Genomic DNA, 26,054 nt, shown 5'->3' on the forward strand with positions numbered 1-26,054 from the left:
TAATGCTCGACTACGCGTTGCTCGATGCCCTCGCCGCCGTGATCCGGCACGGTTCGTTCGAGCGGGCGGCCAAGGAGCTGAATGTCACGCCGTCGGCGGTGTCGCAGCGCGTGAAGCTGCTGGAGGAGCGGGTCGGCAGCGTGCTCGTCAAGCGCGGGCAGCCGTGCGTCGCGACCACGTCGGGCGCGCTGCTGTGCCGGCATACCGAACGCGTGCAGTTGCTGGAAGCCGAACTGGGCGGCCGGATGCCCGCGTTGCCGGGCCAGATCGCGAGCGCGTGGCCGACGCTGCGCGTGGCCGTCAACGACGACAGCGTCGCGACGTGGTTCATCGACGCGGTCGGGCCGTTCTGCACCGAGCGCGAGACGCTGCTCGACCTCGTGATCGACGATCAGGATTACACGGCCTCGCGCATCCGCGACGGCAGCGTGCAGGGCGCCGTGACCGCGCAGGCCGAGCCCATCCAGGGCTGCCGGTCGGAGCGGCTCGGGCGGATCCGCTATCGCGCGGTGTGTTCGCCGGCGTTTTACGCACGTTATTTCGACGCGGGGATCACGCGCGATGCGCTGCGCCGCGCGCCGTGCGTGATGTTTAATCCGAAGGACGGGTTGCAGGCGCGCTTCATCCGGCGCGTGACGCGCGCGGATCTCGATCCGCCGCAGCACTGGATACCGCACGTCGCCGGCTACCTGCGCGCGTGCGAAACGGGATTGGGATGGGGGATGTGCCCGGACCGGATGGTCGACCGCCAGCTGGCGGCGGGCGAGTTGATCGACATGTCGCGCGGGCGAACCATCGACATCGATCTGTACTGGCAGAGCTGGCGTCTGTCGATCGGCTGGCTCGACGATTTCAGCGCGGCGCTGAAAGCGCGTGCCGCGCTGTTTCTCGATTGACCGGCGAGGTTGGGCAGGCGGCGCGCGACGGGCGCGCGCCGTGCGGTATCAGAGGTGTTGCAGGCCGTCGAAGTCGATGATCTGCACGTGGCGGCCCTGCATTTCGATCAGGCCGCGCTTCTGGAATTTCGACAGCGTGCGGCTGACCGTTTCGAGCGTCATGCCGAGATAGCTGCCGATGTCCTCGCGCGTCATCCGCAGGTTGAATTCCGACGGCGAGTAGCCGCGCTTCAGGTAGCGCGACGACACGTCGAGCAGGAACGCGGCGACGCGCTCTTCGGCATTCAGCGAACCGAGCAGCATCGTTTGCGACGTTTCGCGCACGATCTGTTCGCTCATCAGCTTGTGCATGCGCAACTGCATCGAGCCGGCTTCCGAGCACAGCGTCTTGAGCGCGCTGTACGGAATCACGCAGACCGAGCTGTCTTCCAGCGCGACCGCGGTGCGCGGGTGCGTATCGTCGCAGATGCCGTCGAGGCCGAGCGCTTCGCCGGCAAGGTGCAGGCCCGTGACCTGTTCGCGGCCGTCGTGACGCGTCGCGACGGTTTTCAGCGAACCCGAGCGCACAGCGTACAGGTTGTCGAATGCGTCGCCTTCGCGGAACAGCGCTTCGCCGCGCTTGACCGGGCGTGCCGCGCAGATGACCGACTCGAGGCGACTGAGCGCTTCGGGCGCCAGGCCCTGCGGCATGCACAGGTGCCGCATCGCGCACGACGAGCAGTGCGCGGCCTGGCGAGGGGCCCAGCTACCGGCATGGGGCGTGGCGGCGGGGCGGGTGGCGACGGGCGTCAGCATGATCGTTTACTCCGGCGTTGAATCGACGAAATCATTGTCCCACCGCAAGTTGCCGCTGTCGGGTGACAAAACGTCGCGACCGGCCGCGCCTGCCGAGCGCCGCTCAGGCGGCCGGCTCGTCCGCGTTGGCGGCCGCCGGGATCAGCAGCACGGGCAGCGTCGCGTGGCGCACGCACTGTTCGGCGATGCTGCCGAGCACGAGGCGGCGGAAGCCGCGACGGCCGTGCGTGCCGAGCACGAGCAGATCGGCGCCGAACGCTTTCGCGCCGTCGAGGATCAGCGACGATACGTCGTTGAGCGACGTCGCTTCGTTCAGCCGCGTTTCGCCTTTCACGCCGGCGGCCTGCATCCGCTTCGCGAAATCCTGCGCGAGCGTGTTGCCCTGCGCGACGAGCTGATCGCGCAGCACGGACGGATCGTAGCCGGGCACGTTGTAGTAGATCGCGGCGTTTTCGACGACGTAGAACGGCTGCAGCTCGGCGCCGTGCGCTTTCGCGAGCGCCAGCGCGGCGTCGAACGCATGGCGGGACGTGTCGCTGCCGTCGACGGCAACCAGAATACGCTTGTACATAGTGTCTCCGAGTGGCGGGTTGAAACGAAGTCGGCCGGATGGCCGAGCGGGCTGGGCAATGCGCGATGCTGCGAGGCAGAGTAAACCAACGGGCAGGATCGTGCAGCGAGATGCCCGCGCTGCCGCACGGTCGCGCGGTTCCGGTCGCGGCCGGGCAGGGCCATGCATGCGACGCATGCTGCACCGCGCGATGCGTGTCGCGTGGTGTGGCCGCATCGTCGGCGAAACCGCATGCGCGCGCATCGACCCGACACGGCAGTCACGCCGATGCGCGGCACGCATCGCCATTCAATCGCAATCGCGCCGCGCCGCCATGACTTCGGTCAATGCATGTGCGTCGATGCGATGCGCGGCAGGCATGACCGTGAACGCCGAGGCCCGTGCGCGGAACCGTTCGCTTCGGCATCGCGCGAACGAGTATCGGCGCGTAGCGCGAATCGTACGCGCCGATCCACCGCCATCGTTCGACGGCGATTCCGAATCGAACGATCGATTCAAACGCCGCGGGCTATCCCGGCACGGCGGTCAACTCGATGACGCGCTCGGGGCGGCGGCCGTGGCCGGGCCAGTACGCGCTGCCGTACATCCGGTGAACGGGACCGAACGGCGCGTCGCCCGCGGGCGGCGTGTCGAAGCCTTTCTCGATCACCCGGTAGCCGGCACGCAGCGCGAACGCCGGATGATTGCCGTCGGGGCGGCTGTCGAAACCGGCGAAGCCGTCGCCGGCTTCCGGCATCGCATTGACGAGCGACGCGTTGCTGCGCGTGATCTGGTCGGGCGAGATCGGCCCGACCCCGGCGAGGCGCGACGCTTCGCGGTGCTTGCCGTCGGTATCGACCGTGCTGTCGTGCGTGTCGTCGTTGTCGAGTTCGACGCTGCGCGGATGCGCACGACCTGTTTGAGCGGATGATTCCATCGCGGCTCTCCTGGCGGCGACACGCTCCGGATCGAAGCAAATCCCGTTCCGGGCACGACGGGAAAAGGCGCGCGGGCGATCGCCGCGGTCGCGCGACGCGCACTGATTTGTCATGATTTATTTCAGCTAGAAGACGCGTTTTCTACAGAGTATGATTCTTTTCCTGCGAAGCGGCGACAGGGGATGAAGTCTCGCCGCCTCTGCCCGCGCCGGGGCGCCGCAGCACCCTTAAAGACGGGTAGTGAACAACAAAGCAAGGGACTAGAGGTGGCGGATTCATGCAAGCGACTACTGCCTTCACGCACCGCGGTTATCTGTTGAATTGCGCGCCCGCACGCGCCAGTGACGGTTCATTCAAGCCCTACGTCGTGATCTCCCGATCGAGCGACGGGGAGCTGGTTGCGAACCGTTTTTTTCCGATCGAGCTCCAGTTCAACGACGAAGGCGACGCGATCGCGCACGCGCGCGACTGGGCCGTGCGCTGGATCGACGCGAGCAGCATCTCGATGTGACGCCGTCGCGGTCGAGCAGCGCCGGCCGTCCGGCCGATCCCCGGGGTGCCGCTCCCGGACAAAAAACGCGGTAATCTTGCGGAACCCGTCACTTTATTAGCGGCCGCGCATCCGCGCGCGGCTGCCCGCATTGGCATATGTCGACATCACCCGCCCGTCAGTGGGGCCTCGAAGAAATCGTCGCCGGCTTGCGCGAGTCGCGCGAGGAACTCCATCGCACGCGCCATCCGCGCGGCATCCGCGAACTGCCGTCGCGCGATGCAATCTGCAAGATTGTGACCGGCCTGCGCGCGTCGATGTTTCCGACGCACTACGGCGCGCCCGACCTGACCGACGAAAGCGTCGACTACTACGTCGGCCACACGCTCGAAAGCACGCTGCGCATCCTGTCCGAGCAGATCCGCCGCGCGTTGCCGTTCCTGCCCGAGCACGTCGATACGCCGTTCGCCGAACTCGACGAACGCGCGTTCGAGATCGCACGCGAATTCGGCCGGCAGTTGCCGGCGATCCGCGCGCTGCTCGTCAGCGACATCCAGGCCGCGTACGCGGGCGACCCTGCCGCGCAGCACATCACCGAGATCCTGCTGTGCTATCCCGGCGTGCTGGCGATGATGCACCATCGGCTCGCGCATGCGCTGCACCAGCTCGGCGTGCCGCTGCTCGCGCGGTTCATCAATGAAATCGCCCACTCGGCAACCGGCATCGACATCCACCCCGGCGCGCAGATCGGCCCGAGCTTCTTCATCGACCACGGCACTGGTGTCGTGATCGGCGAGACCGCGATCATCGGCGAGCGCGTGCGCGTGTACCAGGCCGTCACGCTCGGCGCGAAGAGTTTCCCGGCCGATGGCGACGGCGCGCTGGTGAAGGGCAATGCACGGCACCCGATCGTCGAGGACGACGTGGTGATCTACGCGGGCGCGACGATTCTCGGCCGCGTGACGATCGGGCGCGGCTCGGTGATCGGCGGCAACGTGTGGCTCACGCACAGCGTGCCGCCCGGCACGAGCGTCGCGCAGGGCAAGGTTCGCGAAGGCGGCAGCGCCGAGAAGCCGTAACGCGCAGCGAATGCGCGGGCGCCGTTCCGCGCAACGCGGCGGATGACGCGGAATGGATCGGCGGCCGGACCGCCGTCCGGCGTTCGCGGGCGTGAGCGGCGCGAAGCCCGCTCGGCCCGGCGCACGAAGGCGGCGTGCAGCCGCCTTCGTTCATCGAAGCGTCAGTGCTTGCCGTCCGGCGAGCGGTGCTTGTACAGCACGTCCTGGTCCACGCGGATCAGGTTCTGGCCCGCATCGACGACGAAATCCACGCCGTTGTACGCATTGCCCGTCAGCAGCAGGATCGCGCTGGCGACGTCGTCGGGGCCGGCGATGCGCGCGAGCGGCGTCGAGGCGCGGCTCGCGTGTTCGAAGTCGGCCTGCGTCTGGTCGTCGCTCGGCAGCATCAGCCCCGGGAACACCGCATTCACGCGCAGCACCGGCGCGGACGACAGCGCGAGCATCTGCGTCAGGTTGCCGAGCGCGGCCTTCGCGACCGTGTAGCTGAAATGGTCGCGGTGGAAGTTTTCCTTGATCTTCTGGTCGACCACGTTCACGACCACGCCCTGCGTGCCGGCCGCGCGAGCCCGTTCGTAGAACGCGCGCGTGAGCAGGATCGGCGCGCGGCAGTTGACGGCCCACGCCTGATCGAACGCCGCGAGATCGAAGCTCGGGAAATGGTCCTGCCAGAACACCGACGCGTTGTTGACCAGCACGTCGAGGCGCCCGAAGCGCGCATACACCTGGTCGATCAGCGCGGTGATCTGCGCGGCATCGGACAGGTCGGCCTGCAGCGCCGCCGAATCGTGCCCGCGTTCGGCGATCGCGCGGGCGGCGGCCTGTGCGGCATCGGCCGAACGGTCGTAGTGCACCGCGGTGCGATAGCCGTGCGCGGCGAAATACTCGGCGAACGCGCGCCCGGCCCGGCGCGCGGCGCCGGTCACGAGCACGACGGGCGCGTGCGCCGTTTGCTTCGTCTGCTCCATCAGGTATTCGTCAGGTTGACCGAGGAAGGATTCGCAACGATCGACAGGAATTCGCGACGCGTCGACGGATCGGTGCGAAACGTGCCGAGCATGCGCGACGTGACCATCTCCACGCCCGGCTTGTGCACGCCGCGCGTGGAGATGCACTGGTGCGCGGCTTCGAGGATCACGCCGACGCCCTTCGGCTGCAGCACGTCGAACAGCGTGTCGGCGATCTGCACGGTCATCTTTTCCTGGATCTGCAGGCGCTTCGCGAACGCATCGACGAGGCGCGCGAGCTTCGAGATGCCGACGACGCGATGGTTCGGCAGATACGCGACGTGCGCGCGGCCGATGATCGGCACCATGTGGTGCTCGCAGTAGCTCTCGAAGCGGATGTCCTTCAGCACGATCATCTCGTCGTAGCCGTCGACTTCGCTGAACGTGCGCGCGAGGATGTCGCGCGGGTCGAGCGCATAGCCGGCGAAGAACTGCTCGTACGCGCGCACGACGCGTGCGGGTGTGTCCAGCAGGCCTTCGCGCGCGGGATCGTCGCCGGCCCAGCGCAACAGCACGCGGACGGCGTCTTCGGCTTCTTCACGGCTCGGCCGGGAGGCGACCGCCTCGGGCCGCGCGGATTTCTTTCCCTTACCCATGTAGTGGCTCCATCGAAGGCCGCCTGCGGCGGCCGATATCCGGCCATTGTTTCATGCTTTCGCCGGTCGTGCGTGCGGGCCGCCGCGCCCCTTCGTCACTTCGGCCATTCGTCCTGCTCGTCGTTGAACAGCGACGCGACGACGCCGCGCAGCCACGCGGTGCGCGGGTCGTTGTGATACTTGCGATGCCAATGCTGCTTCAGGTCGAAGCGCGGCAACGCGAGCGGCGGCTCGACGGGCACGATGAACGCGTGCTCTGCCGCATAGGCGTAGCCGATCGCGTGCGGCACCGTCGCGATCAGGTCGGTGCGGCTCAGGATGAACGGCAGGCTCATGAAGTGCGGCGTTTCGAGCACCGCGCGGCGCTGCATGCGCTGCTTCGCCAGATATTTCTCGAGCACCTCCTGGCTGCGGCCTTCGGCGCGCACCACCGCGTGCCCGCACGCGAGGAACTGCTCGACCGTGAACGGCGGCGTCTGCTCGAACGGATGGCCGCGCCGCATCAGGCAGACGAACCGGTGCGTGAACAGCCGCTGCTGGAAGAAGTTGTTGCCGTCGAGGTCGGGGAAGTAGCCGACCGCGAGATCGATCGACCCGGCTTCGAGGCCGCGTCCGACTTCGTCGTGCGCGAGCGAGACCGAACGCAGGTTCGCGTGCGGCGCGTGCGTCGCGAACGCCTGCAGCAGCTTCGGCAGGAACACGATCTCGCCGACGTCCGACAGCGCGATCGAGAACGTATGCGTGCTCGCGGCCGGGTCGAAGTCGTGCGGCGCGACGAGGCCGCGCTCGATCTGCGCGAGCGCGTCGCGGGCGGCCGGCAGCAGCGCGAGCGCGCGCGGCGTCGGCTCCATCCCGCGCGACGTGCGCACGAACAGCGGATCGCCGAAATACTCGCGCAGCCGGCCGAGGGCGGTGCTCACGCGCGGCTGACTCACGCCGAGCAGGTCGCCCGCGCGGCTCACGTTGCGCGCGTCGTCGAGCGCGACGAGGTAGGGAATCAGGTTCAGATCGAGCGCATCCATGGCCGGGCCGGTATCTTCAAAACGTATACAACATATCTCCTGAATCGCGTTGCCGCATAGTCGGGAAAGCGCTCAAATGTGTTCCACGATTCGAATTAATGCTCTGGAGACGAACAATGCGCACCCAAGTCGCGATCATCGGCGCCGGTCCGTCCGGCCTTCTGCTTTCCCACCTGCTGCGCCTGCAAGGCGTCGATTCCATCCTCGTCGAAGCGCGTTCGCGCGACTACTGCGAGAACCGCATCCGCGCCGGCGTGCTCGAGCAGGGCACGGTCGACACGCTGAACGAAGCCGGCCTCGGCGACCGGATGCGTCGCGAAGGGCTCGAACATCACGGCATCGAGCTGCTGTTCGACGGCCAGCGTCACCGCATCGACCTGTCCGAGCTGACCGGCGGGCGCGCGATCACCGTCTACAGCCAGCACGAAGTCGTACGCGACCTGATCGCGGCCGGCGTCGAGCACGGTCATCAGATGCACTTCGAAGTCAGCGACGTCGCGCTGCACGATGTCGAAAGCGAGCGGCCGTTCGTCACGTTCAAGCATGCGGACGGTCGCGCCGACCGCATCGACTGCGACTACATCGCGGGCTGCGACGGCTTCCACGGCATCGCGCGGCAGACGATTCCGGCCGACCGGCTGAACACGTTCGAGCGCGTCTACCCGTTCGCGTGGCTCGGCATCCTCGCCGACGCGGCGCCGTCGCTCGACGAGCTCGTGTACGCACACCACGACAACGGCTTCGCGCTGTTCTCGATGCGCTCGCCGACGGTCACGCGGCTGTACCTGCAATGCAAGCCGGATGAAGACCTCGCCGAATGGTCCGACGCGCGGATCTGGGACGAACTGCACACGCGCTTCTCGAACGACACCGGCTGGACGCCGACCGAGGGCCGGATCACGCAGAAGAGCGTGACGCCGATGCGCAGCTTCGTGTCGGAGACGATGCAGCACGGCCGCCTGTTCCTCGCCGGCGACGCCGCGCACATCGTGCCGCCGACCGGCGCGAAGGGCATGAACCTCGCGGTGGCCGACGTCCGCGCGCTGTCCCGCGCGCTCGGCGCACGCTACCGGACGGGCGACGCGACGCCGCTCGAGCGCTATTCGGCGACTTGCCTCGAACGCGTGTGGCGCGCCGAGCACTTCTCGTACTTCATGACGAACATGCTGCATGCGTCGCCGGACGATTCGCCGTTCGTCAATCGCCTGAAGTTTGCCGAGTTGAAATACGTGACGCGCTCGCGGGCCGCCGCGCAGTCGCTCGCTGAAAACTACGTCGGCTTGCCGTTCGACGATGCGACGGCCTCCGAGGCAACCCGCCTTGACAACGCGCTGTGCGCGACTCTATGATCGGCCCATCGTTCGCTAATCGAATCTAGGTTCGAATAGCGAACAAAAGCCGAGGGTCGACGAAGGCCTCCGGCGCGGCACGCGGCACGCGCGTGTCCCCTCGACAGGCCGCGCACGAGCCGCGGGTTCGCATCAGGAAGAGACATGGTCAACAAGATTTTCGAATCGCTTCAGTCGGCGGTTGCCGACGTCCACGATGGCGCGACAATCATGATCGGCGGCTTCGGCACGGCCGGCATGCCGTCCGAGCTGATCGACGCGCTGATCGAACAGGGCGCGCGCGACCTGACGATCGTCAACAACAACGCGGGCAATGGCGAGACGGGCCTCGCGGCGCTGCTGAAGGCGAAGAAGGTGCGCAAGATCATCTGTTCGTTCCCGCGCCAGAGCGACTCGCAGGTGTTCGACGCGCTGTACCGCGCGGGCGAGATCGAACTGGAGCTCGTGCCGCAGGGCAACCTCGCGGAGCGCATCCGCGCGGCGGGCGCCGGCATCGGCGGGTTCTTCACGCCGACGGGCTACGGCACCAAGCTCGCGGAAGGCAAGGAAACGCGCGTGATCGACGGCAAGCCGTACGTGTTCGAGACGCCGATCCACGCCGATTTCGCGCTGGTGAAGGCATACAAGGGCGACCGCTGGGGCAACCTCGTGTACCGCAAGACCGCGCGCAATTTCGGGCCGATCATGGCCAGCGCCGCGAAGGTCGCGATCGTCCAGGTGTCGGAAGTCGTGCCGCTCGGCGCGCTGAACCCGGAACACATCGTGACGCCGGGCATTTTCGTCCAGCGGATCGTCGAGGTGCCGCAGGCCGCGCACGCGGCCGAGCTGGCCGCCGAACACGCTGCGTCGCAAGCCGCCTGACCCGCCTGGAGAAACCGACATGAAACGACTGACCCGCGATGAAATGGCCAAGCGCGTCGCCCAGGACATCCCCGAAGGCGCGTACGTGAACCTCGGCATCGGCGTGCCGACGCTGGTGGCCAACCACCTCGACCCGAGCAAGGAGATCTTCCTGCACAGCGAGAACGGCCTGCTCGGCATGGGCCCGGCGCCCGCGCCCGGCGAGGAAGACGACGAGCTGATCAACGCCGGCAAGCAGCACGTGACGCTGCTCACCGGCGGCGCGTATTTCCACCACTCGGATTCGTTCGCGATGATGCGCGGCGGCCACCTCGACTACTGCGTGCTCGGCGCGTTCCAGGTGTCGGCGAACGGCGATCTCGCGAACTGGCATACCGGCGCGCCCGATGCAATTCCGGCCGTCGGCGGCGCGATGGACCTCGCGATCGGCGCGAAGCAGGTGTTCGTGATGATGGAGCACCTGACGAAGCAGGGCGAGAGCAAGATCGTCGCGCAGTGCTCGTATCCGGTCACCGGCGTGCAATGCGTGAGCCGCATCTATACGGATCTCGCCGTGCTCGACGTGACGGCCGACGGCCTCGCGGTGAGCGAGATCTTCACCGACCTGTCGTTCGACGAGCTGCAGAAGCTGACCGGCGTGCCGCTGATCGACGCGACGCAAAAGGCCGCCGCCTGAACGGCAAGCGTGCCGGGGCGCGCATTCGAGCGCACGCCGGCACGCTTGGGTAGACAATAGGCGCACGCCGTTTCCCCATTCTGATGCCATGCTCGAAGACAGCGCCCGCCTGACCTCCCTGATCTGCGGCACCGAGCCGCTCAACCGGATCTGGTCGCCCCGCGCGACGATCCAGCGCATGCTCGACGTCGAGGCCGCGCTCGCGCGCGCGCTGGCTGCGCAGCAGGTGATTCCCGCCGCCGCGGTCGCGCCGATCGAACGTGCGTGCGACGCCGGCCGGCTCGACGCCGACGCGCTCGCGCACGGTGCGGCGCTCGGCGGCAATCTTGCGATTCCGCTCGTCAAGCAGCTCACCGCGCAAGTGAAGGCCGACGACCCCGAGGCCGCGAAGTTCGTGCACTGGGGCGCGACGAGCCAGGACATCATCGATACCGCGACCGTGCTGCAGTTGCGCGACACGCTCGACGTGCTCGATCCGCTGCTCGACGAAGCCTGCGCGTCGCTCGCGGCGCTCGCGCGCACCCATCGCGCGACGCCGATGATCGGCCGTACGTGGCTGCAGCAGGCGCTGCCGATCACGCTCGGCCTCAAATTCGCCCAATGGCTCGATGCGCTGCTGCGCCATCGCGCGCGTTTCGCCGAGTTGCGCGAACGCGCGCTCGTGCTGCAGTTCGGCGGCGCGGCCGGCACGCTCGCGAGCCTGCGCGAACACGCAGCCGGCGTGAGCGCCGCGCTCGCGGCCGATCTCAAGCTCGCGGTGCCCGCCGTGCCGTGGCATACGCAGCGCGATCGCATCGCGGAAGCGGCGGCGTGCTTCGGGATGCTGACCGGCACGCTCGGCAAGATCGCGCGCGACGTGTCGCTGCAGATGCAGACCGAAATCGGCGAGCTCGGTGAACCGGCCGCCGCCGGCAAGGGCGGCTCGTCGACGATGCCGCACAAACGCAACCCGGTCGGCTGCGCAGCCGTGCTGACGGCTGCCGTGCGCGCGCCGAACCTCGTCGCGACCGTGTTCGCGGGGATGGTGCAGGAGCACGAGCGCGCCCTCGGCGGCTGGCAGGCCGAATGGGATGCGCTGCCCGACCTCGCCCGCCTGACGGGCGGCGCGCTCGCACAGATCGCGCAGATCGTCGCGGGCCTCGACGTCAACACCGAGCGCCTCGCCGCGAACCTCGACCTCACGCACGGGCTGATCCTCGGCGAAGCCGTGATGCTCGCGCTCGGCGACCGCATCGGCCGGCTCGATGCGCATCACGTCGTCGAGCACGCGTCGAAGGAAGCCGTGCGCACCGGCGCGACGCTGTTCGACGTGCTCGCCGCCGATGCGACCGTGTCGGCCCACCTGTCGCGCGACGCGCTCGCGCGGCTGCTCGATCCCGCACATTACGTCGGCGAGGCGCATGCCTATGTCGACGCCGTGCTCGCGCTGCATGCGGGCGCGCACTAACCAGGAGAACCTTGAGATGCCTTTCGCCACTGTCAACGGCGTGAAACTGCATTACCGGATCGACCGTGCCGCGCGCGACGACGCGCCGTGGCTCGTCTTCTCGAATTCACTCGGCGCCGACCTGCAGATGTGGGCCCCGCAGATCCGCCCGCTCACGCAGCACTTCAACATCCTGCGCTACGACACGCGCGGCCACGGCCATTCCGACGCGCCGGCCGGTTCGTACACGATCGAGCAACTGGCGGGCGACGTGATCGGCCTGCTCGACCACGTCGGCATCGACTGCGCGCATTTCTGCGGCATCTCGATGGGCGGGCTGACGGGCGCCGCGCTCGCCGCGCGCTACCCGTCGCGCATCGTGCGCGCGGTGCTGTCGAATACCGCCGCGAAGATCGGCTCGCCGGAAGTGTGGGGGCCGCGTGCGCAGAAGGCGCGCGCCGAAGGCATGGCCGCGCTCGCCGACGCCGTGCTGCCGCGCTGGTTCACCGACGCATTCGTCGAACGCGAGCCGCGTCTGTTCGATGCGATCCGCGACACCTTCGTGCATACCGACAAGGACGGCTATGCGGCGAACTGCGACGCGCTGAACGCGGCCGACCTGCGCGAGGAAGTGAAGGGCATCGCGTTGCCGGTGCTCGTCGTGACCGGCGCGAAGGACATGTCGACGCCGCCCGACCAGGGCCGCGCGCTGGCCGCCGCGATTCCCGGTGCGCTGCACGTCGAATTCGACGCCGCGCACATTTCGAACATCGAGTGCACCGGCGGGTTCAACCGCGCGCTGCTCGATTTCCTGACTGCGTGAGGCACCGGCGATGGATGACCAGGAACGTTATGAAGCAGGGATGAAGGTGCGTCGCGCGGTGCTCGGCGACGCGCACGTCGACCGTTCGATCGAGAACCGCACCGAGGTGACCGACGAATTCCAGAACCTGATCACGCGCTATGCATGGGGCGAGATTTGGACCCGCGACGGGCTGCCGCGCCATACGCGCAGCCTGCTGACCATCGCGATGATGGTCGCGCTGAACCGCGGCGAGGAACTGGCGCTGCACCTGCGCGCCGCGCGCAACAACGGCGTGACGCGCGACGAGATCAAGGAAGTGCTGCTGCAGACCGCGATCTATTGCGGCGTGCCGGCCGCGAATTCCGCGTTCCATCTCGCGGACAAGATCTTCAAGGAACAGGATGCGGCCGGTTAAGCGCCGGCGATGATCCGATCGGGCGGCCCGCCGAGGCTGGCGGGCAGTCGTCGATGAAGAGCGCACCGGCAGCGAATCGGTGCGTGAACGAAGGAAAGGCGCGGCCACGAGGCCGCGCTTCTTGCATATATCAATGTTGCATGGGACCGGCGCAAGCGCAGACGCGCCCACGCCGGCCGACAAGGAGACTAGCGATGAATCGCGCACCCGTGGTCGATGTCCAGACCTTCATCAACGAGCAGCCGTTCGGCGGCTTTCAATGGCTCGTGTTCCTCATGTGTTTCGTGATCGTGCTGCTCGACGGCTTCGATACGGCCGCGATCGGCTTCATCGCGCCGTCGCTGCTCGGCGAATGGAACCTCACCAAGCCCGATCTCGCGCCCGTGTTGAGCGCCGCGCTGTTCGGCCTCGCGTGCGGCGCGCTCGTATCGGGCCCGCTGTCCGACCGGCTCGGCCGCCGCTCGCTGCTGCTCGGCTCGGTGTTCCTGTTCGGCGTCGCGTGCCTGATGTCCGCGTTCTCGAACACGATCGGACACCTGACCATCCTGCGCTTCATCACCGGCGTCGGGCTCGGCGCCGCGATGCCGAACGCGGTCACGATGATGGGCGAATTCTGCCCGGACAAGCGCCGCGCGACCGTGATCAACCTGATGTTCTGCGGCTTTCCGCTCGGCGCCGCGTTCGGCGGCTTCCTGGCCGCGTGGATGATTCCGCATTTCGGCTGGCGCAGCGTGCTGGTGCTCGGCGGCGTGACGCCGCTGCTGCTCGGCGTGCTGTTGCTGCTGAAGATGCCGGAATCGGTGCGTTTCATGGTCGCGACCGGTCAGTCCGTCGACAAGATCCGCGCCACGCTCGCACGCATCTCGCGCGACGCGTTGAACGCCGGCTCGTTCGCATTGACCGAAGCCGCACCGCAGACGGGCGGCAAGGGCCTCGGCGTCGTGCTGTCGCGCTCGTACATCGTCGGCTCGGTGATGCTGTGGCTCGCGTACTTCATGGGTCTCGTGATCTTCTACGCGTCAATCAACTGGATGCCGATCCTGCTGAAGGATGCGGGCCTGACGCCGAAGAGCGCGACGCTGATCTCGGCGCTGTTCCCGCTCGGCGGCGTGGGCGCCGTGCTGTGCGGCGTGCTGATGGACCGCTTCAACGCGAACCGCGTGATCGCCGTGTGCTACGCGCTGACGGCGGTGAGCGTGTATGCGATCGGGCAGGCGGCCGGCAACGTCGGGCTGCTCGTGCTGGTCGTGTTCGTGGCCGGCGTGCTGATGAACACCGCGCAGTCGTCGATGCCGGCGCTGGCCGCCGCGTTCTATCCGACCGAAGGGCGCGGCACGGGTGTCGCGTGGATGCTCGGCGTCGGCCGTTTCGGCGGGATCGCGGGGTCGTTCCTCGTCGCCGAGCTGACGCGCCGGCACTTCTCGTTCGCGGGGGTGTTCGCGACGATCGCCGTCGCGGGCGTGCTCGCGTGTGTCGCGCTGCTGATCAAGCAGATGGCGCGCCCGCATGGCGTGGCGCAGCCGGCGGGCAAGATCGAGTCGCTCGGGCATTGAGCGGCGTGCTGGCCGGTGCGTTGCATCGGCCCGGCGCGTGATGGATTCGGGCCGGGCGAGAGCAGATCGACCGGCGCACGACGACAGACCGGGCCGCCTTCGCGGCCCGTCGACATTGCGGCCGTCGCACCGTTACTCCTCCGCGTCGTGCTCCTTGACGAAGTTGCGCAGATACGCGCGCAGCGCGGCTTCCCGGCCGCGATGATCGTCATGGTTCGCGGCGCCCATTCCCGCCTCGTCGCCGAACAGCGTCGGCGGCGCGCAGTAAGTGCCGACTTCGATGTTCTCGCGCAGCACGCGGATATCGTGCGTGAGCGGGTGATACTCGGCGATCCAGTGCATACCCTCGATGTGCTCGCCCGCTCTGAGCATTGGCTTCATCGGCAATCTCCATGCAGAGCAGCGGTGCAACCGCCGAAGCGGTTGCACGCGCCCGTACCGAAAGGGTACGCCTGCATCACCTGAAGCTCAACGGGCGCTCGTGAGCGCTTACTGCGGCAGCAGATGGGCGACGAGCGGGTACAGCGACAGGATCAGCAGCACGGCCATCGTCACGTTGAAGATGCGCAGCGCGCGGGGATTCGACAGGAAGCGGCGCAGGCCGAGGCCGAACGCGGCCCACAGGCTGATGCACGGGAAGCCGATCAGGATGAACAGGATGGCCATCCATGCGGCATTCATTCCATAGTCGGCGGACAGGCGGATCGTCGTCGCGGCGGTCAGCACCATCATCCACGCCTTCGGGTTGACCCACTGGAACGCGGCGGCTTCGATGAACGTCATCGGCCGCGATTTGGCGCCGTGCGCCTTCACTTCGCCCGACGTGCCGATGCGCCACGCGAGGTACAGCAGATAGGCGACGCTCGCCACTTCGAGGAGCGTGTACAGCAGCGGCAGGCGCTTGAATGCTTCGCCGAGGCCGAAGCCGACGCAGAGCATCAGGATCGCGACGCCGATGCTGATGCCGAACAGGTGCGGCATCGTACGGCGAAAACCGAAGTTGACGCCGGACGCGAGCAGCATCGTGTTGTTCGGGCCGGGCGTGATCGTCGTGACGAGCGCGAACAGCATGCCGGCGGGCAGCGCGCTGAGGGTGAGGAATTCCATCGCGGATTCTCCATTCGGTTCGAGGCTGGGATGGAGTCAGTGTAGCGACGGTTTTCTGTACAGTACCGGTACAGTTAAATTGACGATTGCCGGTACGGGGGCGTGGGAGGGCGTGACGGCGGTCGTCAGCGCTACGCGAGTATCCGCCAAGGTTCTGCCCATCACAGCCGAACGATGGACCGCTAACGTTCTTGCGATTCGTTGGGCGCAGACGTCACGGCGGGCGGCAACTGGCGATTCGCGATCTCTATCGCTTCAGTTCGCGGCACACCCAAGGTCTGCAACAGGGATGAAGCTGCCCGCTCGGCAAAGCCGTTCTGACTGTACCCGATCATGTTCAACATGTCGGTAACCGGCTTCTCGTCCGCATCGAATCGGAGCTCGATCGCAATGGCGGTCAGTACCGCGCCCCCGACCGTAATCACGCTCATCAGCGGGTCGCTTGCCGAGAATCTCCCCGCGAGGATGCCTTTCTGAATATCCCTCAACAACCGCGGTCCGAGGCCGCGGCTGAGCGCTCGCATGGACAACCCCTCGCGCAGGAGAAATTGTCCCCAGACCGGCTCGCTTCTGGCTCGCAGCAATGTATGGCGCAGCGACACGGAAATGATCTCGGCCGGGTCGGTGAGGCCGCCTGCGATGCGGTCCAGGGTATCCGCGAACTCCTCGAACACGATTTCCAACACCGCGGCATGAATCGCCTCTTTCGATTCGAAGTGGTTGTAGAACGACCCGAAACCCACGTCCGCGGCTTCCGTAATTTCATTGATCGCGACGCCTTCCATCCCCTTTTGCGCCATGAGTACAAAGGCGGCATCCAGCAGGCGCGCGCGCGTCTCGCGCTTGCGGCGCGCGCCCCGCGGCTCGCGAACTTCGGGGCTCGACGGCGCTTGCCCGTTCGAGACGGCCGGCGACGGTGTTCTGGTGCGACGGGAAGAAGTGTTGGGCATCGGCGTGCGCATGGTTTCGGTGTTCGAGTATACGTTCGAACATCAAAATTGACAAAATTATCAGTTATGACTTTAATGTCATCAAGGCGGCCGGCAGTGGCCAGTCCCGAGAATGGGAGACGGAACGGTGGTGGAGACAAAACTGACGTGCGAGCCGGGCGTCCATGAAGGCAACGACAACGCGAACTGTGCCGGCGGCCGCGACTTGCCGTCGGAGGTAGACGTGCTCGTGGTGGGCTGCGGTCCCGTCGGCGCGGCGATCGGTGCGCTTCTCGGCCGGGACGGCGTGCGCGTGCTTGTCGTCGACAGGGCGGCGGAGATCTTCATGGCGCCGCGTGCGATCGCGCTCGACAACGACGCGCTTCGCATCCTGCAGTACGTCGGGGTGAACGAAGCCGACCTCGATACGGTGGCGATTCCGTACGTCCGGATGCGCTCGCCCTGGTTCGGCGAGTTCGGGCGCATCAATACGCTGGGGAGCATCGATGGCCATCCGAAGCTCGTGACGTTCTATCAACCGGACCTGGAGCGATGCTTGCGTGCCCGACTGGCCGCGCACCGCACGGCCCGAATGGCGCTCGGTGTGACGCTCGTCTCGCTCGACGAGCACGCGGACCACGTCGCCGCCACGCTCGACAGCGGGCCGGGCGCACGGCACGTCGTGCGCGCCCGCTACGTCGTCGGTGCCGACGGCGCCAGCTCGATCGTGCGCCAGCTGATCGGACAGGATTTCAAAGGCAAGACGTTCGCGGAGGACTGGTTGATCGTCGACGCGCGAAACGTGCGCCGACCCATCGACCACGTCGAATTCATCTGTGACCACCGGCGACCGACGCCTCATATGACCGCACCCGGGGGGCGCGAGCGTTGGGAGTTCATGCTCCATCCCGACGAGACGCGCGAAGAGATGGAATCCGACGAACGCATCCGCGAACTGCTCGCGCCGTGGGGCGGCATCGAGGACATGGTGATCGAACGCAAGGCCGTGTACCGTTTTCATGCCCGAACCGTCACGACGTTCAGCAAAGGGCGCGTTTTTCTCGCGGGCGATGCCGCCCATATCACGCCGCCGTTCGTCGGCCAGGGGCTCGTCGCCGGCCTGCGCGATGCCGCGAATCTCGGCTGGAAACTGGCGTGGGTCGTCAAAGGCCACGCAACCCCGCAAATTCTGGATTCCTACGATCGGGAACGCCGACCGCACGCCAAGGCGATGATCGGCGTCGCGAAATTCATGGGCAAGCTCGTGATGCCGCGAAACGCCGGGATTGCGTTGTTCACGCATGGTCTGATGCGATTGACGCGGCTCGTTCCGCCGCTACGGAATCATTTCGACGAACTCGGGATCAAGCCGAAGAATGCGTTCCGGAGCGGTCTGTTCGTCCCCGGCCATTCATCCACGCGGCTCGTGCGCGGCGCAGCCCTGCCGCAGGGATGGCTGCGCAGGCACGATGGGACGATCCGCCTGAGCGACGACGTGTTCGGTACTGGTCTCGCGCTGATCGGATTCGGACGGGATCCAGGCGTCGAACTCGACGCCGGCGCGCGAGCCGCGTTTATTGCGGCGGGTGGCGTCGTGGTGCGGGTTGTGCACCGCGGGCAGCGCCTTCATCGCATCGACAACGACGGATGGGAGGACCTGGACGGTACGTTCATGCCGGGTGTCGTGCGGTTTGGCTGGGCGGCCGTGATTCGGCCGGACAAAACGGTCCTGCACGAAGGCCCGGTGGCCGACTCGACCCGTCTGGTTCTCGAATCCCTGCGATTGCTTGGTGCGCGCACCGCGTTGTCGTCGCTGTCCGATCACATTGCCCAGCCGATTTCCTGAGGCCCCCATGAAGCTCACGACTGCACAACCCGCACGGAGTCCCCAGCCGACGACGAAGGCTCGGGCGCTTTCCTATCTGATGTTCGAGCGTCCCGATCTCGAACGGGCCGAACGATTTCTCAACGACTTCGGCCTGCGGACGGTATCCCGTGACGGCGAACATTTGTTCCTTCGAGGCACGGCCGCCACACCGTTCTGCTACGTCGTCCGGCGGGCTGAAAAAAACCGGTTCGTCGGCTTCGGGCTTGAAGTGGACGGCATCGACGCACTGCGAAAGCTTGCCGGCGTGCCGGGCGCGTCGGACGTGGCGCCGTCGCCGTGGCCCGGTGGCGGCCATCGCGTCACGCTCGTCGATCCGTCGGGTTTTCGTGTCGACGCGGTCGCGGGACAAGCGCGGGCCGGCGCCCTGCCGCACCGGTCGGCGTTACCGTTCAACTCGCCCGATTCCGTCGTTCGCGTGAACGATACCCAGCGTGCGCCGCTGGCGGCGCCGGAAGTGATTCGCCTCGGTCATGTCGTGCTCGAACTCGCCGATTTCCAGGCGACTTGTGCGTGGTACACGTCTCACTTCGGTTTCATCCCGAGCGACGTTCAGGTGTTGCCGGATGGATCGCCCGCCGTCGCGTTCTTGCGGCTCGATCGCGGGGCGACCCCCACGGATCACCATACGCTGGCATTGGCACAGGGGTTCGCAGCGCTTTACAGCCACTCGGCATTCGAGCTGGTGGACGCGGACGCCGTGGGGATCGGGCAGCGTGTGCTGAGCGAAAAAGGATGGACGCACGCATGGGGGATGGGTCGCCACATTCTCGGCAGCCAGGTCTTCGACTATTGGCAGGACCCCTGGGGCGACAAGCACGAACACTATTGCGATGGGGACATGTTCACGGCGGACGTGGCGACGGGCATCCACGAAGTCAGCCGTGAAGCGATGTCGCAGTGGGGCCCGCGGATGCCGCGCAGTTTCACCAAACCGAAGATCACCGCCGCCAGCATCGCATCGCTCATCCGAAACCTCCGGGCCAGTCCGGACGTCACGTTCGCGAAGCTGCGCACGCTCGCGAAGCTGTTTGCGTGACCTTCATCTTCACTCAGACCTGTTCGAGGCATCTTCATGGCATTGCACGTCTTGCACTACCGGCATCAGGGGCGCGCCCAATGGGGCGTGGTGAGGCATCACCGGATCACGCCGATACCGGGCGACTACCCGACGACCGGCGAATTCGTGCGCGCACATCGGATCGATGACCTCGCCGCGCTCGACGGAGAAACGATTCCCGAATCGGACGTCGAGTGGCTGTCGCCGGTCACGCGCAATCAACGGTTCGTTTGCCAGGGCGCCAACTATCGCCAGCACATGATCGAGTCCGGCATGAATCCGGATGCGAAGTCATTCAACATGATCTTCACGAAGGCGACGAGCTGCATCGTCGCCGCCGATTCCGACGTCATCCGGCCGCAACATGTGCGGTTTCTGGACTACGAGATCGAACTGGGGCTCGTGCTTCGCCGCGATATCACGTCCCGGCAAGCCATCACGGACAAGAACCTGCACGAGTACGTCGCGGGCCTCGTGATCGTCAACGACTATTCCGCACGCGATATCCAGATTCCCCAAATGCAGTTTTACAAGGGAAAAAGCTATCGGACGTTCGGGCCGGTCGGGCCGTATCTGTGCCTGCTGGAGGCCAGCGATATCGCACGGCTGCACGCGCTGACGCTGACACTGACCGTGAACGGGGACGTGCGGCAGAGCGATTCGACGGGGAACCTCGTGTACGGTCCGGCCGAAACGCTCACGGAACTTTCGGGTGTTCAGGATCTGAACGCCGGTGACTTGCTTGCAACCGGCACGCCGTCCGGGTGCGCGCTCAGCATTCCGTCGCCGGCGAAGCAACGAATTGCCGCGTTGCTGCCGGAGCACATGAAGTGGCGGATTTTCACGAAGGTTCAGGCCGCGCGCCCGCAGTACCTGAAGGCCGGGGATCTGGTCGAGTCGCGGATCCGGAGCAGGGACGGGGCGATCGACCTCGGTGTGCAACGCAACCGAATCGTGGACGAGCTCGCATGAACGCCATCGCAACCGAAGCGGACGTGCTTCGGATCGAAAACCAGGGGCCGCCCGCCGACCTCCCGGCCAGCACTTACGAGATGATCGGCCGTGGTGCGGCAATCGACCCGAGCGCGCCGGCCTTGTCGTTTTTCCTGCGCGCCGACGATCATCGCAAGCCATTGCGCTGGACCTATGCGGCGCTTCTGCGGGATATCACCCGCGCCGCGAACATGTTTTCGCGCCTCGGTATCGATCGCCACGCGGTGGTCGCCTACGTGCTGCCGAATTTGCCGGAAACGCATTTCGTCATCTGGGGAGGCGAAGCGGCCGGGATCGTGTGCGCGATCAATCCGTTGCTGGAGGGGCCGGCGATCGCGTCGCTGCTCAAGGCCGCAAACGCAAAGGTGCTGGTGACGCTGGCGCCCTTTCCGGGAACGGATATCTGGTCGAAGATCCAGCCCGTCCTGAGCGAGGTGCCGTCGCTGCAAAGCCTGGTCCTGATCGATCTGGCCGAGCGCGTGCAGGGGTGGCGCCGCATTGCCGCACGCGCGATGCAGCGTCGCGAATGCAAACGGTTGCACGGGCGCGCCGGCGTGCGCGGCGCCGTTCCGCGCCACGTCGCGATCCACGATTTCGACAGTGCGATGTCGCGTGAATCCGGCGATTCGCTGCTGATCCCACGGCGTTTCGAAGCCGACGACATATCGTCCTACTTCTGTACGGGCGGCACGACGGGATTGCCGAAAATCGCGATTCGCCGGCACGGCAACGAGGTGGCCAATGCCTGGAGCGTCGGGCAGGTCGTCGGCGCCGGGATGGGCCCGGGGAAGACCGTGTTCTGCGGACTGCCGCTGTTCCATGTCAATGCCGTGCTGGCAACCGGCCTGGTGCCGTTCTCGCGCGGCGCACATGTGGTGCTGGGTACGCCACAGGGCTATCGCGGCGACGGCGTCGTCAAACGATTCTGGGAAATCGTCGAGCACCACAGGATCAATTTCTTCAGCGCGGTGCCGACCTTGTATTCGGCGTTGCTCGACGTGCCCGTCGACGGCCGGAACATCGACTCGCTGGAATATGGACTGTGCGGTGCCGCGCCGATGCCCGTGGAAGTATTCCGCACGTTCCAGGATCGCACCGGGGTCCGGATCCTCGAAGGCTACGGGCTCACCGAGGGCGCCTGCGTCAGCAGCGTCAATCCGCCAGGCGGCGAACGGCGTCTCGGTTCGATCGGCTTGCGCGTCCCCGGCCAGATGATGAAGGCGGTGATACTCGACGACGCCGGCCGCTACGTGCGCGATTGCGTCGAGAACGAAGTCGGTGTGCTGACGATTTCCGGGCCGAACGTGTTCGCGGGCTATCTTCAGGAAGATCAGAACAAGAGCCTGTGGCTCGATCTCGGTGACGGCCGGCAGTGGCTCAACACCGGGGACCTCGCGCGACGCGATGCCCAGGGCTACTTCTGGCTCACGGGCCGCCGCAAGGAGCTCATCATCCGGGGCGGGCACAACATCGATCCGGCGACGATCGAAGAACCGCTGCACCGCCACCCGGCCGTGCAGATCGCTGCGGCAATCGGACGTCCCGACGTGCATGCTGGCGAGCTGCCGGTCGCGTACGTGCAGTTGAAAGCCGGCGCAACGGCAACCGAGACGGAGCTCGACACGTTCATACGCGGCATGATCGGCGAGCGCGCCGCGATACCGAAGCGGATTCATATCGTCGATGCGATGCCGCTTACGGCGGTCGGCAAGATCTTCAAGCCCGAACTCAAACGATGGGAGACGTTCGACGCGCTGGTCTCCGCGCTGAAGGATGCCGGCGTCGAGGGTGCGCGGGTGAGCATGGTGGACGACCCGTCGCGCGGGCTCACCCTGCATGTGGCGCTGAGCGATCACGCGCAGACAGCGAAGGCCAATACGGTGGTGGGCCGCTTCCCGTTCGCCTTTTCGACTTCCGTGGAACCCGAACATCACTGATTGTCGATTCCCGGAACGTTCGGCATTGAATTGAGCAAATAGATTCGGAATCCGAATTTATGGAGCGGGAATTTCGCTTGACGAAGCAGCACCCGACGTTTTTGGCGTCGCGCGTCACACGCGCGGGAACAGCCCGCAAGTCATGCGTGGCGCACGGCGATGAAGGCAGGTTTCACGATTCTTGAACACCAACACCAAAATCTGGAGACAATCATGAAACGAATCAGTGCAGGAGCCATCGTATTGGTCGCGGCCATTTCTGGCGCGCATGCGCAATCAGCCGGTCAGTGGGTGGTCAGTGCCGGTTGGTCCCACTTTGCCCCGCAGGGATCGGCGGATCCGCTGACCCTCAATGCACTCGGCCAGTCGCAAGTGATGACCGGCAGCGGCGGGGACATCGCAAGCGGCGATACGTTCGGACTGACCGCAACGTACTTCCTGACCGACCATATCGCGGCGACGACGGTCATGGGCTTTCCGCCGACCTGGCACTTGAACGGCGCAGGCACGCTCAGCGGTTTCGGCGAGCTGGGGACCGCGCGGGCCTGGAGTCCGGCGATCATCTTCAACTACTACTTCGGCCAGCCGAATGCACGGTTCAGGCCGTATCTGGGCGCCGGCGTCACCTACACGTGGTTCAGCAACATCAAGCTCAGCAATCCCGTTTCCACCGGCCAGATCTATTTCTCGCCGACCGTCGGGACCGCGCTCGAGGGACCGACATCCGTGTCGCTCAGTCATTCCTTCGCGCCCGTCGTCAACGGCGGCCTGACGTACAACATCGATTCGCACTGGTCGATCAACGCGTCGGTCGCGTATTCGTGGGTATCGACGCGCGCCACGCTCACTACCCGGTCATCCGTCGGCACGGTCACGAGCACCAGCAAATTCCGGGTCAATCCGATCGTGACGTTCCTGTCGGTCGGATACCGCTTCTGAATCGCATTGCCCGGGACACGGCGCACGCACGTTGCAGTCGCCGCGCTGCGTGCGACGTGATGATTGCCGCCGAGATTCGGCGGCGCATGGGCCGACCTCGGACGCTTCCTGGTCCCTTGCTCGCGACATGCTTCGAGTACGGTCGGAGCATGAAGGATTGCTGACCAGAACGATGAATATGGCCCACACAAGGTGCGGATGATGACAGTGACATCGAAGGAGACGGGTATTGGCTCGGCGTGGTACCGGTTCATCCGGACGAACTGCCTGGATACTTATCGGCGCCCCGCTATCCGCCCCTTCCAGCACTTGAACCACAGCCTCGCAGCCCCGACTCCGCCCGCGACCGGAATCCGCGGCAACAGAAACGGATCGTCGGCCGCGCCGGCGCATCCGCGTCGGGTTGTCGTCGCGTTGCCGTAACCGGCCGCGATGACCTGGTCGCGCACGCGTGCGTCGAGATCGCCGTACGGATAACAGAACGATTCGACGCATTGTCCGCTCAGCATTTCGAGTTGCCGCTTCGATTCGGTAAGCTGAAAGTCCGAAACAGGCGCCGGCACATACGACAGCGCGACGTGATCGAGCGTATGCGAGCCGATTTCATGGCCGTGATCGCGCCACGCGAGCATGTCCTCGCACGTCATCAGCGGCGAGCGCGCGGTCGGCGCGCCCGCGTCCCAGTCGTTCGCGCCGCCGAACCGGCCGGCGACGAAGTAGCAGGTCGCGGTGAATCCGAGCGCATCCAGCACGGGCATCGCATGCGTCAGCACGTTGAGAAAGCCGTCGTCGAACGAAATGCCGAAGACCTTGCCCTGCCGCTCCCCGCGCAGGTACGGCTGCAGTTCGCGCACGCTCAGGCCGCGGTAGCCGAGCCGCCGGAACAGCGTCATCTGGCGGCGGAACGCGTCCGGCGCGACGCTCAGGCTGCGCAGCCGGTCGGTCGGCGGCGGCAGCGGGCGGATCTGGTGATACATCAGGATCGGATAGCGTGGGGTGCGCGCAAGCATCGGCGGGTCGCAGGAAAGCGGGATTACGCGGCCTTGCGGAAAATCCGCAGGGTCTTGAAGTCGCCGACCTCGACGAAATCGGCATTGGCGGCCCACCGCGCGATGATCGGTTCAGCCTTTCGATACGCCGACGATCCCGTGTAGAACAACAGATGGCCGTTGGGCGCGGTATGGCGCGCGAACAGGTCGAGCACCGCTTCGTCGGTCTTCGCGCCGTAGCGGCTGTTCGCTTCGTCGCGGAATTCGCACAGATGGAACAGCGTGACGACGTCGAACGTCGGCAGCAGGCGCGAATGGCTCGTATAGATGTCGCCGAAATACGCGAGGTAGGTCTTGCTCACCTCCGGTTGCCGCGTGACGAGATCGACATACGACTTGTATTCCTTCGGCGATGCCGTCACGCCGAAGACGGTGTTGTTCAGGTGCGGCCGCGCGCATTCGATGCCGACATGGTGGTGGCCGCCGGTGCCGAAGTGATAGATGCGGATGCCCTTGAGGTGCACGGATTCCAGCCATTCGACGAAGTGCACGTCACACGGACATTCCTGCGTGCGCAGGTCCCAGTACTTCTTCCAGATATTCAATGCCATTTCGTGGATCTCAAGGAAGTCACCCAGCGATACGGGTTGTGTCGAATCGACTTCTGATAGACGGACAAGGTCGCGTCGACGAACGCGTCGAACGAAAATTCGCGCTTGCCTTTCAGCCGCGCGCTGCGCCCCATCGCGCGGACGCAGCCGGGTTCCTGCACGATCGCGCGCAGGATCGCTTCGATCGCCGCGGGCTCGCGCGGCGGGACGACCCAGCCGTCCACGCCCGGCTCGACGTTCTCGGGCAGCCCGCCCACGCGCGTCACGATCGCCGGGCAGCCGAGCGACATCGCTTCGCGGCACGCATACGACAGGCTCTCGTGGTACGACAGCACGAACGACACGTCGATGATCGAGAACGGCGCCCACACGTCGTCGAGCCGTCCGGTGAACGCGGTGCGCGACGCCATGCCGTGCCGCGCGAGCTGTTCGCGCTGCTCGCCGGACGGCTCCGCGCCGATCAGCAGCACGCGAAACCGCTCGCGCTCGGCTTCCGGCAGGCGGCCCAGCGCCGCGATCAGGTCCATCCAGCCTTTTTCGGGCGTGGTGCCGGCGCTGCTGCCGAGCACGATCGCCTCCGCGCCGGACGCGCCGAACAGCGCGATCTTGCGGCGGCGGATCTCGTCGCCGGCCAGTCGTTCGGCGGCCGGCCGGCGCACGCCGTGCTTGACCACCGTGACGTTGCCGTACGGCGAGCGCAGCGCGAGCATGCTGGCGACGTAGTCGCTGACCGCGATCGTATGGTCGGTGGCCAGCCGCGCACGCAGCACGTTGCCGAGGCTGTCGGCGCGATAGGTGTTGTGCTTGGTCAGCACGATCGCGGGCCGATACCGGCAGCCGAGCAGTGCCAGCATCACCTGCCGGTGATCGGCGGCCCCGTTCACATGGATCACGTCGAAGCGCTCGGCGGCGATCCGCTGGCGCAGCCGGAGAATCTCCCGGCACAGCCGGTTCCAGCGCGGCTTGAATTCCATGTCGAAGATCGCCACGTCGGGACTGTCCTTCAACAGTCGCGACAGGCGGCTGCCTGCCGGCGACGCGACGGTCACGCGGTGATGGCGGCTCATCGCGACGGCGAGATCGCGGACGTAGGTGTCCTGGCCGCCGCCGTAATCGCCGTGGAAGTTGGTGTACAGAATGTTCATCACG

27 protein-coding genes are annotated in these 26,054 nt (G+C 66.4%); 15 read left to right on the top strand and 12 right to left on the bottom strand.

Going from position 1 to position 26,054, the window contains the following annotated elements; translation table 11 throughout:
* Positions 1-2 precede the first annotated feature (2 nt).
* Positions 3-896: a LysR family transcriptional regulator ArgP gene (locus DFS13_RS17530; RefSeq protein ID WP_006480142.1), complete on the top strand. Its 894-nt coding sequence runs from the start codon at positions 3-5 to the stop codon at positions 894-896.
* 48 nt (positions 897-944) lie between these two features.
* Here the strand turns inward: DFS13_RS17530 and fnr are convergent, their stop codons facing one another.
* The 3 genes from fnr to DFS13_RS17555 form a co-directional block, all read right to left on the bottom strand.
* Complete coding sequence (fnr, locus tag DFS13_RS17535) at positions 945-1,691, bottom strand: fumarate/nitrate reduction transcriptional regulator Fnr (RefSeq protein ID WP_006482294.1); 747 nt, start codon at positions 1,689-1,691, stop codon at positions 945-947.
* Positions 1,692-1,794: 103 nt separating this feature from the next.
* Positions 1,795-2,262, bottom strand: a complete 468-nt coding sequence (locus DFS13_RS17540; protein WP_006482283.1) for a universal stress protein — start codon at positions 2,260-2,262, stop codon at positions 1,795-1,797.
* 508 nt (positions 2,263-2,770) lie between these two features.
* Complete coding sequence (locus DFS13_RS17555; RefSeq protein ID WP_034203084.1) at positions 2,771-3,178, bottom strand: DUF3005 domain-containing protein; 408 nt, start codon at positions 3,176-3,178, stop codon at positions 2,771-2,773.
* Positions 3,179-3,456: 278 nt separating this feature from the next.
* On the opposite strand from DFS13_RS17555, the gene DFS13_RS17560 reads away from it, so the two are divergent.
* Both DFS13_RS17560 and epsC read left to right on the top strand, forming a co-directional pair.
* Positions 3,457-3,690, top strand: a complete 234-nt coding sequence (locus DFS13_RS17560; RefSeq protein WP_006480138.1) for a hypothetical protein — start codon at positions 3,457-3,459, stop codon at positions 3,688-3,690.
* Between the two features lie 137 nt (positions 3,691-3,827).
* The gene (epsC, locus tag DFS13_RS17565; protein WP_006482285.1) at positions 3,828-4,748 is read left to right on the top strand and encodes a serine O-acetyltransferase EpsC; all 921 of its coding nucleotides are present in this window, start codon (positions 3,828-3,830) and stop codon (positions 4,746-4,748) included.
* Between the two features lie 161 nt (positions 4,749-4,909).
* On the opposite strand, the gene DFS13_RS17575 is transcribed toward epsC, so the two are convergent.
* The 3 genes from DFS13_RS17575 to DFS13_RS17585 form a co-directional block, all read right to left on the bottom strand.
* Positions 4,910-5,713: an SDR family oxidoreductase gene (locus DFS13_RS17575; RefSeq protein ID WP_034203083.1), complete on the bottom strand. Its 804-nt coding sequence runs from the start codon at positions 5,711-5,713 to the stop codon at positions 4,910-4,912.
* Positions 5,713-6,348, bottom strand: a complete 636-nt coding sequence (gene folE / locus DFS13_RS17580) for a GTP cyclohydrolase I FolE (RefSeq protein WP_006482320.1) — start codon at positions 6,346-6,348, stop codon at positions 5,713-5,715. Before folE ends, DFS13_RS17575 begins: the two co-directional genes overlap by 1 nt.
* Positions 6,349-6,443: 95 nt before the next feature.
* Positions 6,444-7,370, bottom strand: a complete 927-nt coding sequence (locus DFS13_RS17585) for a LysR family transcriptional regulator (RefSeq protein WP_006482291.1) — start codon at positions 7,368-7,370, stop codon at positions 6,444-6,446.
* A gap of 116 nt (positions 7,371-7,486) precedes the next feature.
* Here DFS13_RS17585 and pobA point away from each other — a divergent pair, with 116 nt between their 5' ends.
* From pobA to DFS13_RS17625, 7 genes are all read left to right on the top strand, one after another.
* Positions 7,487-8,719: a 4-hydroxybenzoate 3-monooxygenase gene (gene pobA / locus DFS13_RS17590; RefSeq protein WP_111441924.1), complete on the top strand. Its 1,233-nt coding sequence runs from the start codon at positions 7,487-7,489 to the stop codon at positions 8,717-8,719.
* A gap of 144 nt (positions 8,720-8,863) precedes the next feature.
* Complete coding sequence (locus DFS13_RS17600) at positions 8,864-9,580, top strand: 3-oxoacid CoA-transferase subunit A (protein ID WP_006482282.1); 717 nt, start codon at positions 8,864-8,866, stop codon at positions 9,578-9,580.
* Between the two features lie 19 nt (positions 9,581-9,599).
* Positions 9,600-10,256, top strand: a complete 657-nt coding sequence (locus DFS13_RS17605; RefSeq protein WP_006482308.1) for a CoA transferase subunit B — start codon at positions 9,600-9,602, stop codon at positions 10,254-10,256.
* Positions 10,257-10,344: 88 nt separating this feature from the next.
* Positions 10,345-11,703: a 3-carboxy-cis,cis-muconate cycloisomerase gene (locus DFS13_RS17610; RefSeq protein WP_111441925.1), complete on the top strand. Its 1,359-nt coding sequence runs from the start codon at positions 10,345-10,347 to the stop codon at positions 11,701-11,703.
* Between the two features lie 16 nt (positions 11,704-11,719).
* A complete protein-coding gene (pcaD, locus tag DFS13_RS17615) occupies positions 11,720-12,505 on the top strand; it encodes a 3-oxoadipate enol-lactonase (protein ID WP_006482306.1) in 786 nt (261 codons plus the stop codon).
* Positions 12,506-12,515: 10 nt separating this feature from the next.
* Complete coding sequence (gene pcaC / locus DFS13_RS17620; RefSeq protein WP_006480129.1) at positions 12,516-12,902, top strand: 4-carboxymuconolactone decarboxylase; 387 nt, start codon at positions 12,516-12,518, stop codon at positions 12,900-12,902.
* 194 nt (positions 12,903-13,096) lie between these two features.
* Positions 13,097-14,455 carry an MFS transporter gene (locus DFS13_RS17625; protein ID WP_006482278.1) on the top strand — a complete coding sequence of 453 codons (1,359 nt, stop codon included), beginning with the start codon at positions 13,097-13,099 and terminating at the stop codon, positions 14,453-14,455.
* Positions 14,456-14,587: 132 nt separating this feature from the next.
* Here DFS13_RS17625 and DFS13_RS17630 read toward each other — a convergent pair whose 3' ends face one another.
* From DFS13_RS17630 to DFS13_RS17640, 3 genes are all read right to left on the bottom strand, one after another.
* Positions 14,588-14,836: a hypothetical protein gene (locus tag DFS13_RS17630; RefSeq protein WP_012492997.1), complete on the bottom strand. Its 249-nt coding sequence runs from the start codon at positions 14,834-14,836 to the stop codon at positions 14,588-14,590.
* A gap of 108 nt (positions 14,837-14,944) precedes the next feature.
* A complete protein-coding gene (locus DFS13_RS17635) occupies positions 14,945-15,562 on the bottom strand; it encodes a LysE family translocator (RefSeq protein ID WP_006482276.1) in 618 nt (205 codons plus the stop codon).
* Between the two features lie 182 nt (positions 15,563-15,744).
* On the bottom strand, positions 15,745-16,524 hold the full coding sequence (locus DFS13_RS17640; protein WP_058902483.1) for a TetR/AcrR family transcriptional regulator: 780 nt from the start codon (positions 16,522-16,524) through the stop codon (positions 15,745-15,747).
* A gap of 100 nt (positions 16,525-16,624) precedes the next feature.
* On the opposite strand from DFS13_RS17640, the gene DFS13_RS17645 reads away from it, so the two are divergent.
* The 5 genes from DFS13_RS17645 to DFS13_RS17665 all read left to right on the top strand — a co-directional run bounded on the left by DFS13_RS17645 (position 16,625) and on the right by DFS13_RS17665 (position 23,305).
* Positions 16,625-18,337 (top strand): bifunctional 3-(3-hydroxy-phenyl)propionate/3-hydroxycinnamic acid hydroxylase, encoded by a 1,713-nt coding sequence (locus DFS13_RS17645; protein WP_111441926.1) that lies wholly within the window; start codon positions 16,625-16,627, stop codon positions 18,335-18,337.
* A 7-nt stretch (positions 18,338-18,344) separates the two neighbouring features.
* Positions 18,345-19,415, top strand: a complete 1,071-nt coding sequence (locus DFS13_RS17650; RefSeq protein WP_012493005.1) for a VOC family protein — start codon at positions 18,345-18,347, stop codon at positions 19,413-19,415.
* 36 nt (positions 19,416-19,451) lie between these two features.
* Positions 19,452-20,408 (top strand): fumarylacetoacetate hydrolase family protein, encoded by a 957-nt coding sequence (locus DFS13_RS17655; RefSeq protein ID WP_034203074.1) that lies wholly within the window; start codon positions 19,452-19,454, stop codon positions 20,406-20,408.
* Positions 20,405-22,366 carry an acyl-CoA synthetase gene (locus DFS13_RS17660; RefSeq protein WP_111441927.1) on the top strand — a complete coding sequence of 654 codons (1,962 nt, stop codon included), beginning with the start codon at positions 20,405-20,407 and terminating at the stop codon, positions 22,364-22,366. Before DFS13_RS17655 ends, DFS13_RS17660 begins: the two co-directional genes overlap by 4 nt.
* A gap of 213 nt (positions 22,367-22,579) precedes the next feature.
* Entirely contained in the window at positions 22,580-23,305 is a 726-nt protein-coding gene (locus DFS13_RS17665; RefSeq protein WP_109342056.1) for an OmpW family protein, read from the top strand.
* A gap of 275 nt (positions 23,306-23,580) precedes the next feature.
* On the opposite strand, the gene DFS13_RS17670 is transcribed toward DFS13_RS17665, so the two are convergent.
* From DFS13_RS17670 to DFS13_RS17680, 3 genes are read right to left on the bottom strand one after another with little or no spacing between them, the layout of a single operon-like run.
* On the bottom strand, positions 23,581-24,315 hold the full coding sequence (locus tag DFS13_RS17670) for a polysaccharide deacetylase family protein (RefSeq protein WP_060212195.1): 735 nt from the start codon (positions 24,313-24,315) through the stop codon (positions 23,581-23,583).
* 23 nt (positions 24,316-24,338) lie between these two features.
* Positions 24,339-24,899 carry a hypothetical protein gene (locus tag DFS13_RS17675; protein ID WP_077189832.1) on the bottom strand — a complete coding sequence of 187 codons (561 nt, stop codon included), beginning with the start codon at positions 24,897-24,899 and terminating at the stop codon, positions 24,339-24,341.
* Positions 24,896-26,050 carry a glycosyltransferase gene (locus tag DFS13_RS17680; RefSeq protein ID WP_080323122.1) on the bottom strand — a complete coding sequence of 385 codons (1,155 nt, stop codon included), beginning with the start codon at positions 26,048-26,050 and terminating at the stop codon, positions 24,896-24,898. Before DFS13_RS17680 ends, DFS13_RS17675 begins: the two co-directional genes overlap by 4 nt.
* Between the last annotated feature and the right edge of the window lie 4 nt (positions 26,051-26,054).

Source organism: Burkholderia sp. 28_3, assembly GCF_003253915.1.
GTDB classification, from domain to species: Bacteria; Pseudomonadota; Gammaproteobacteria; order Burkholderiales; family Burkholderiaceae; genus Burkholderia; species Burkholderia cenocepacia.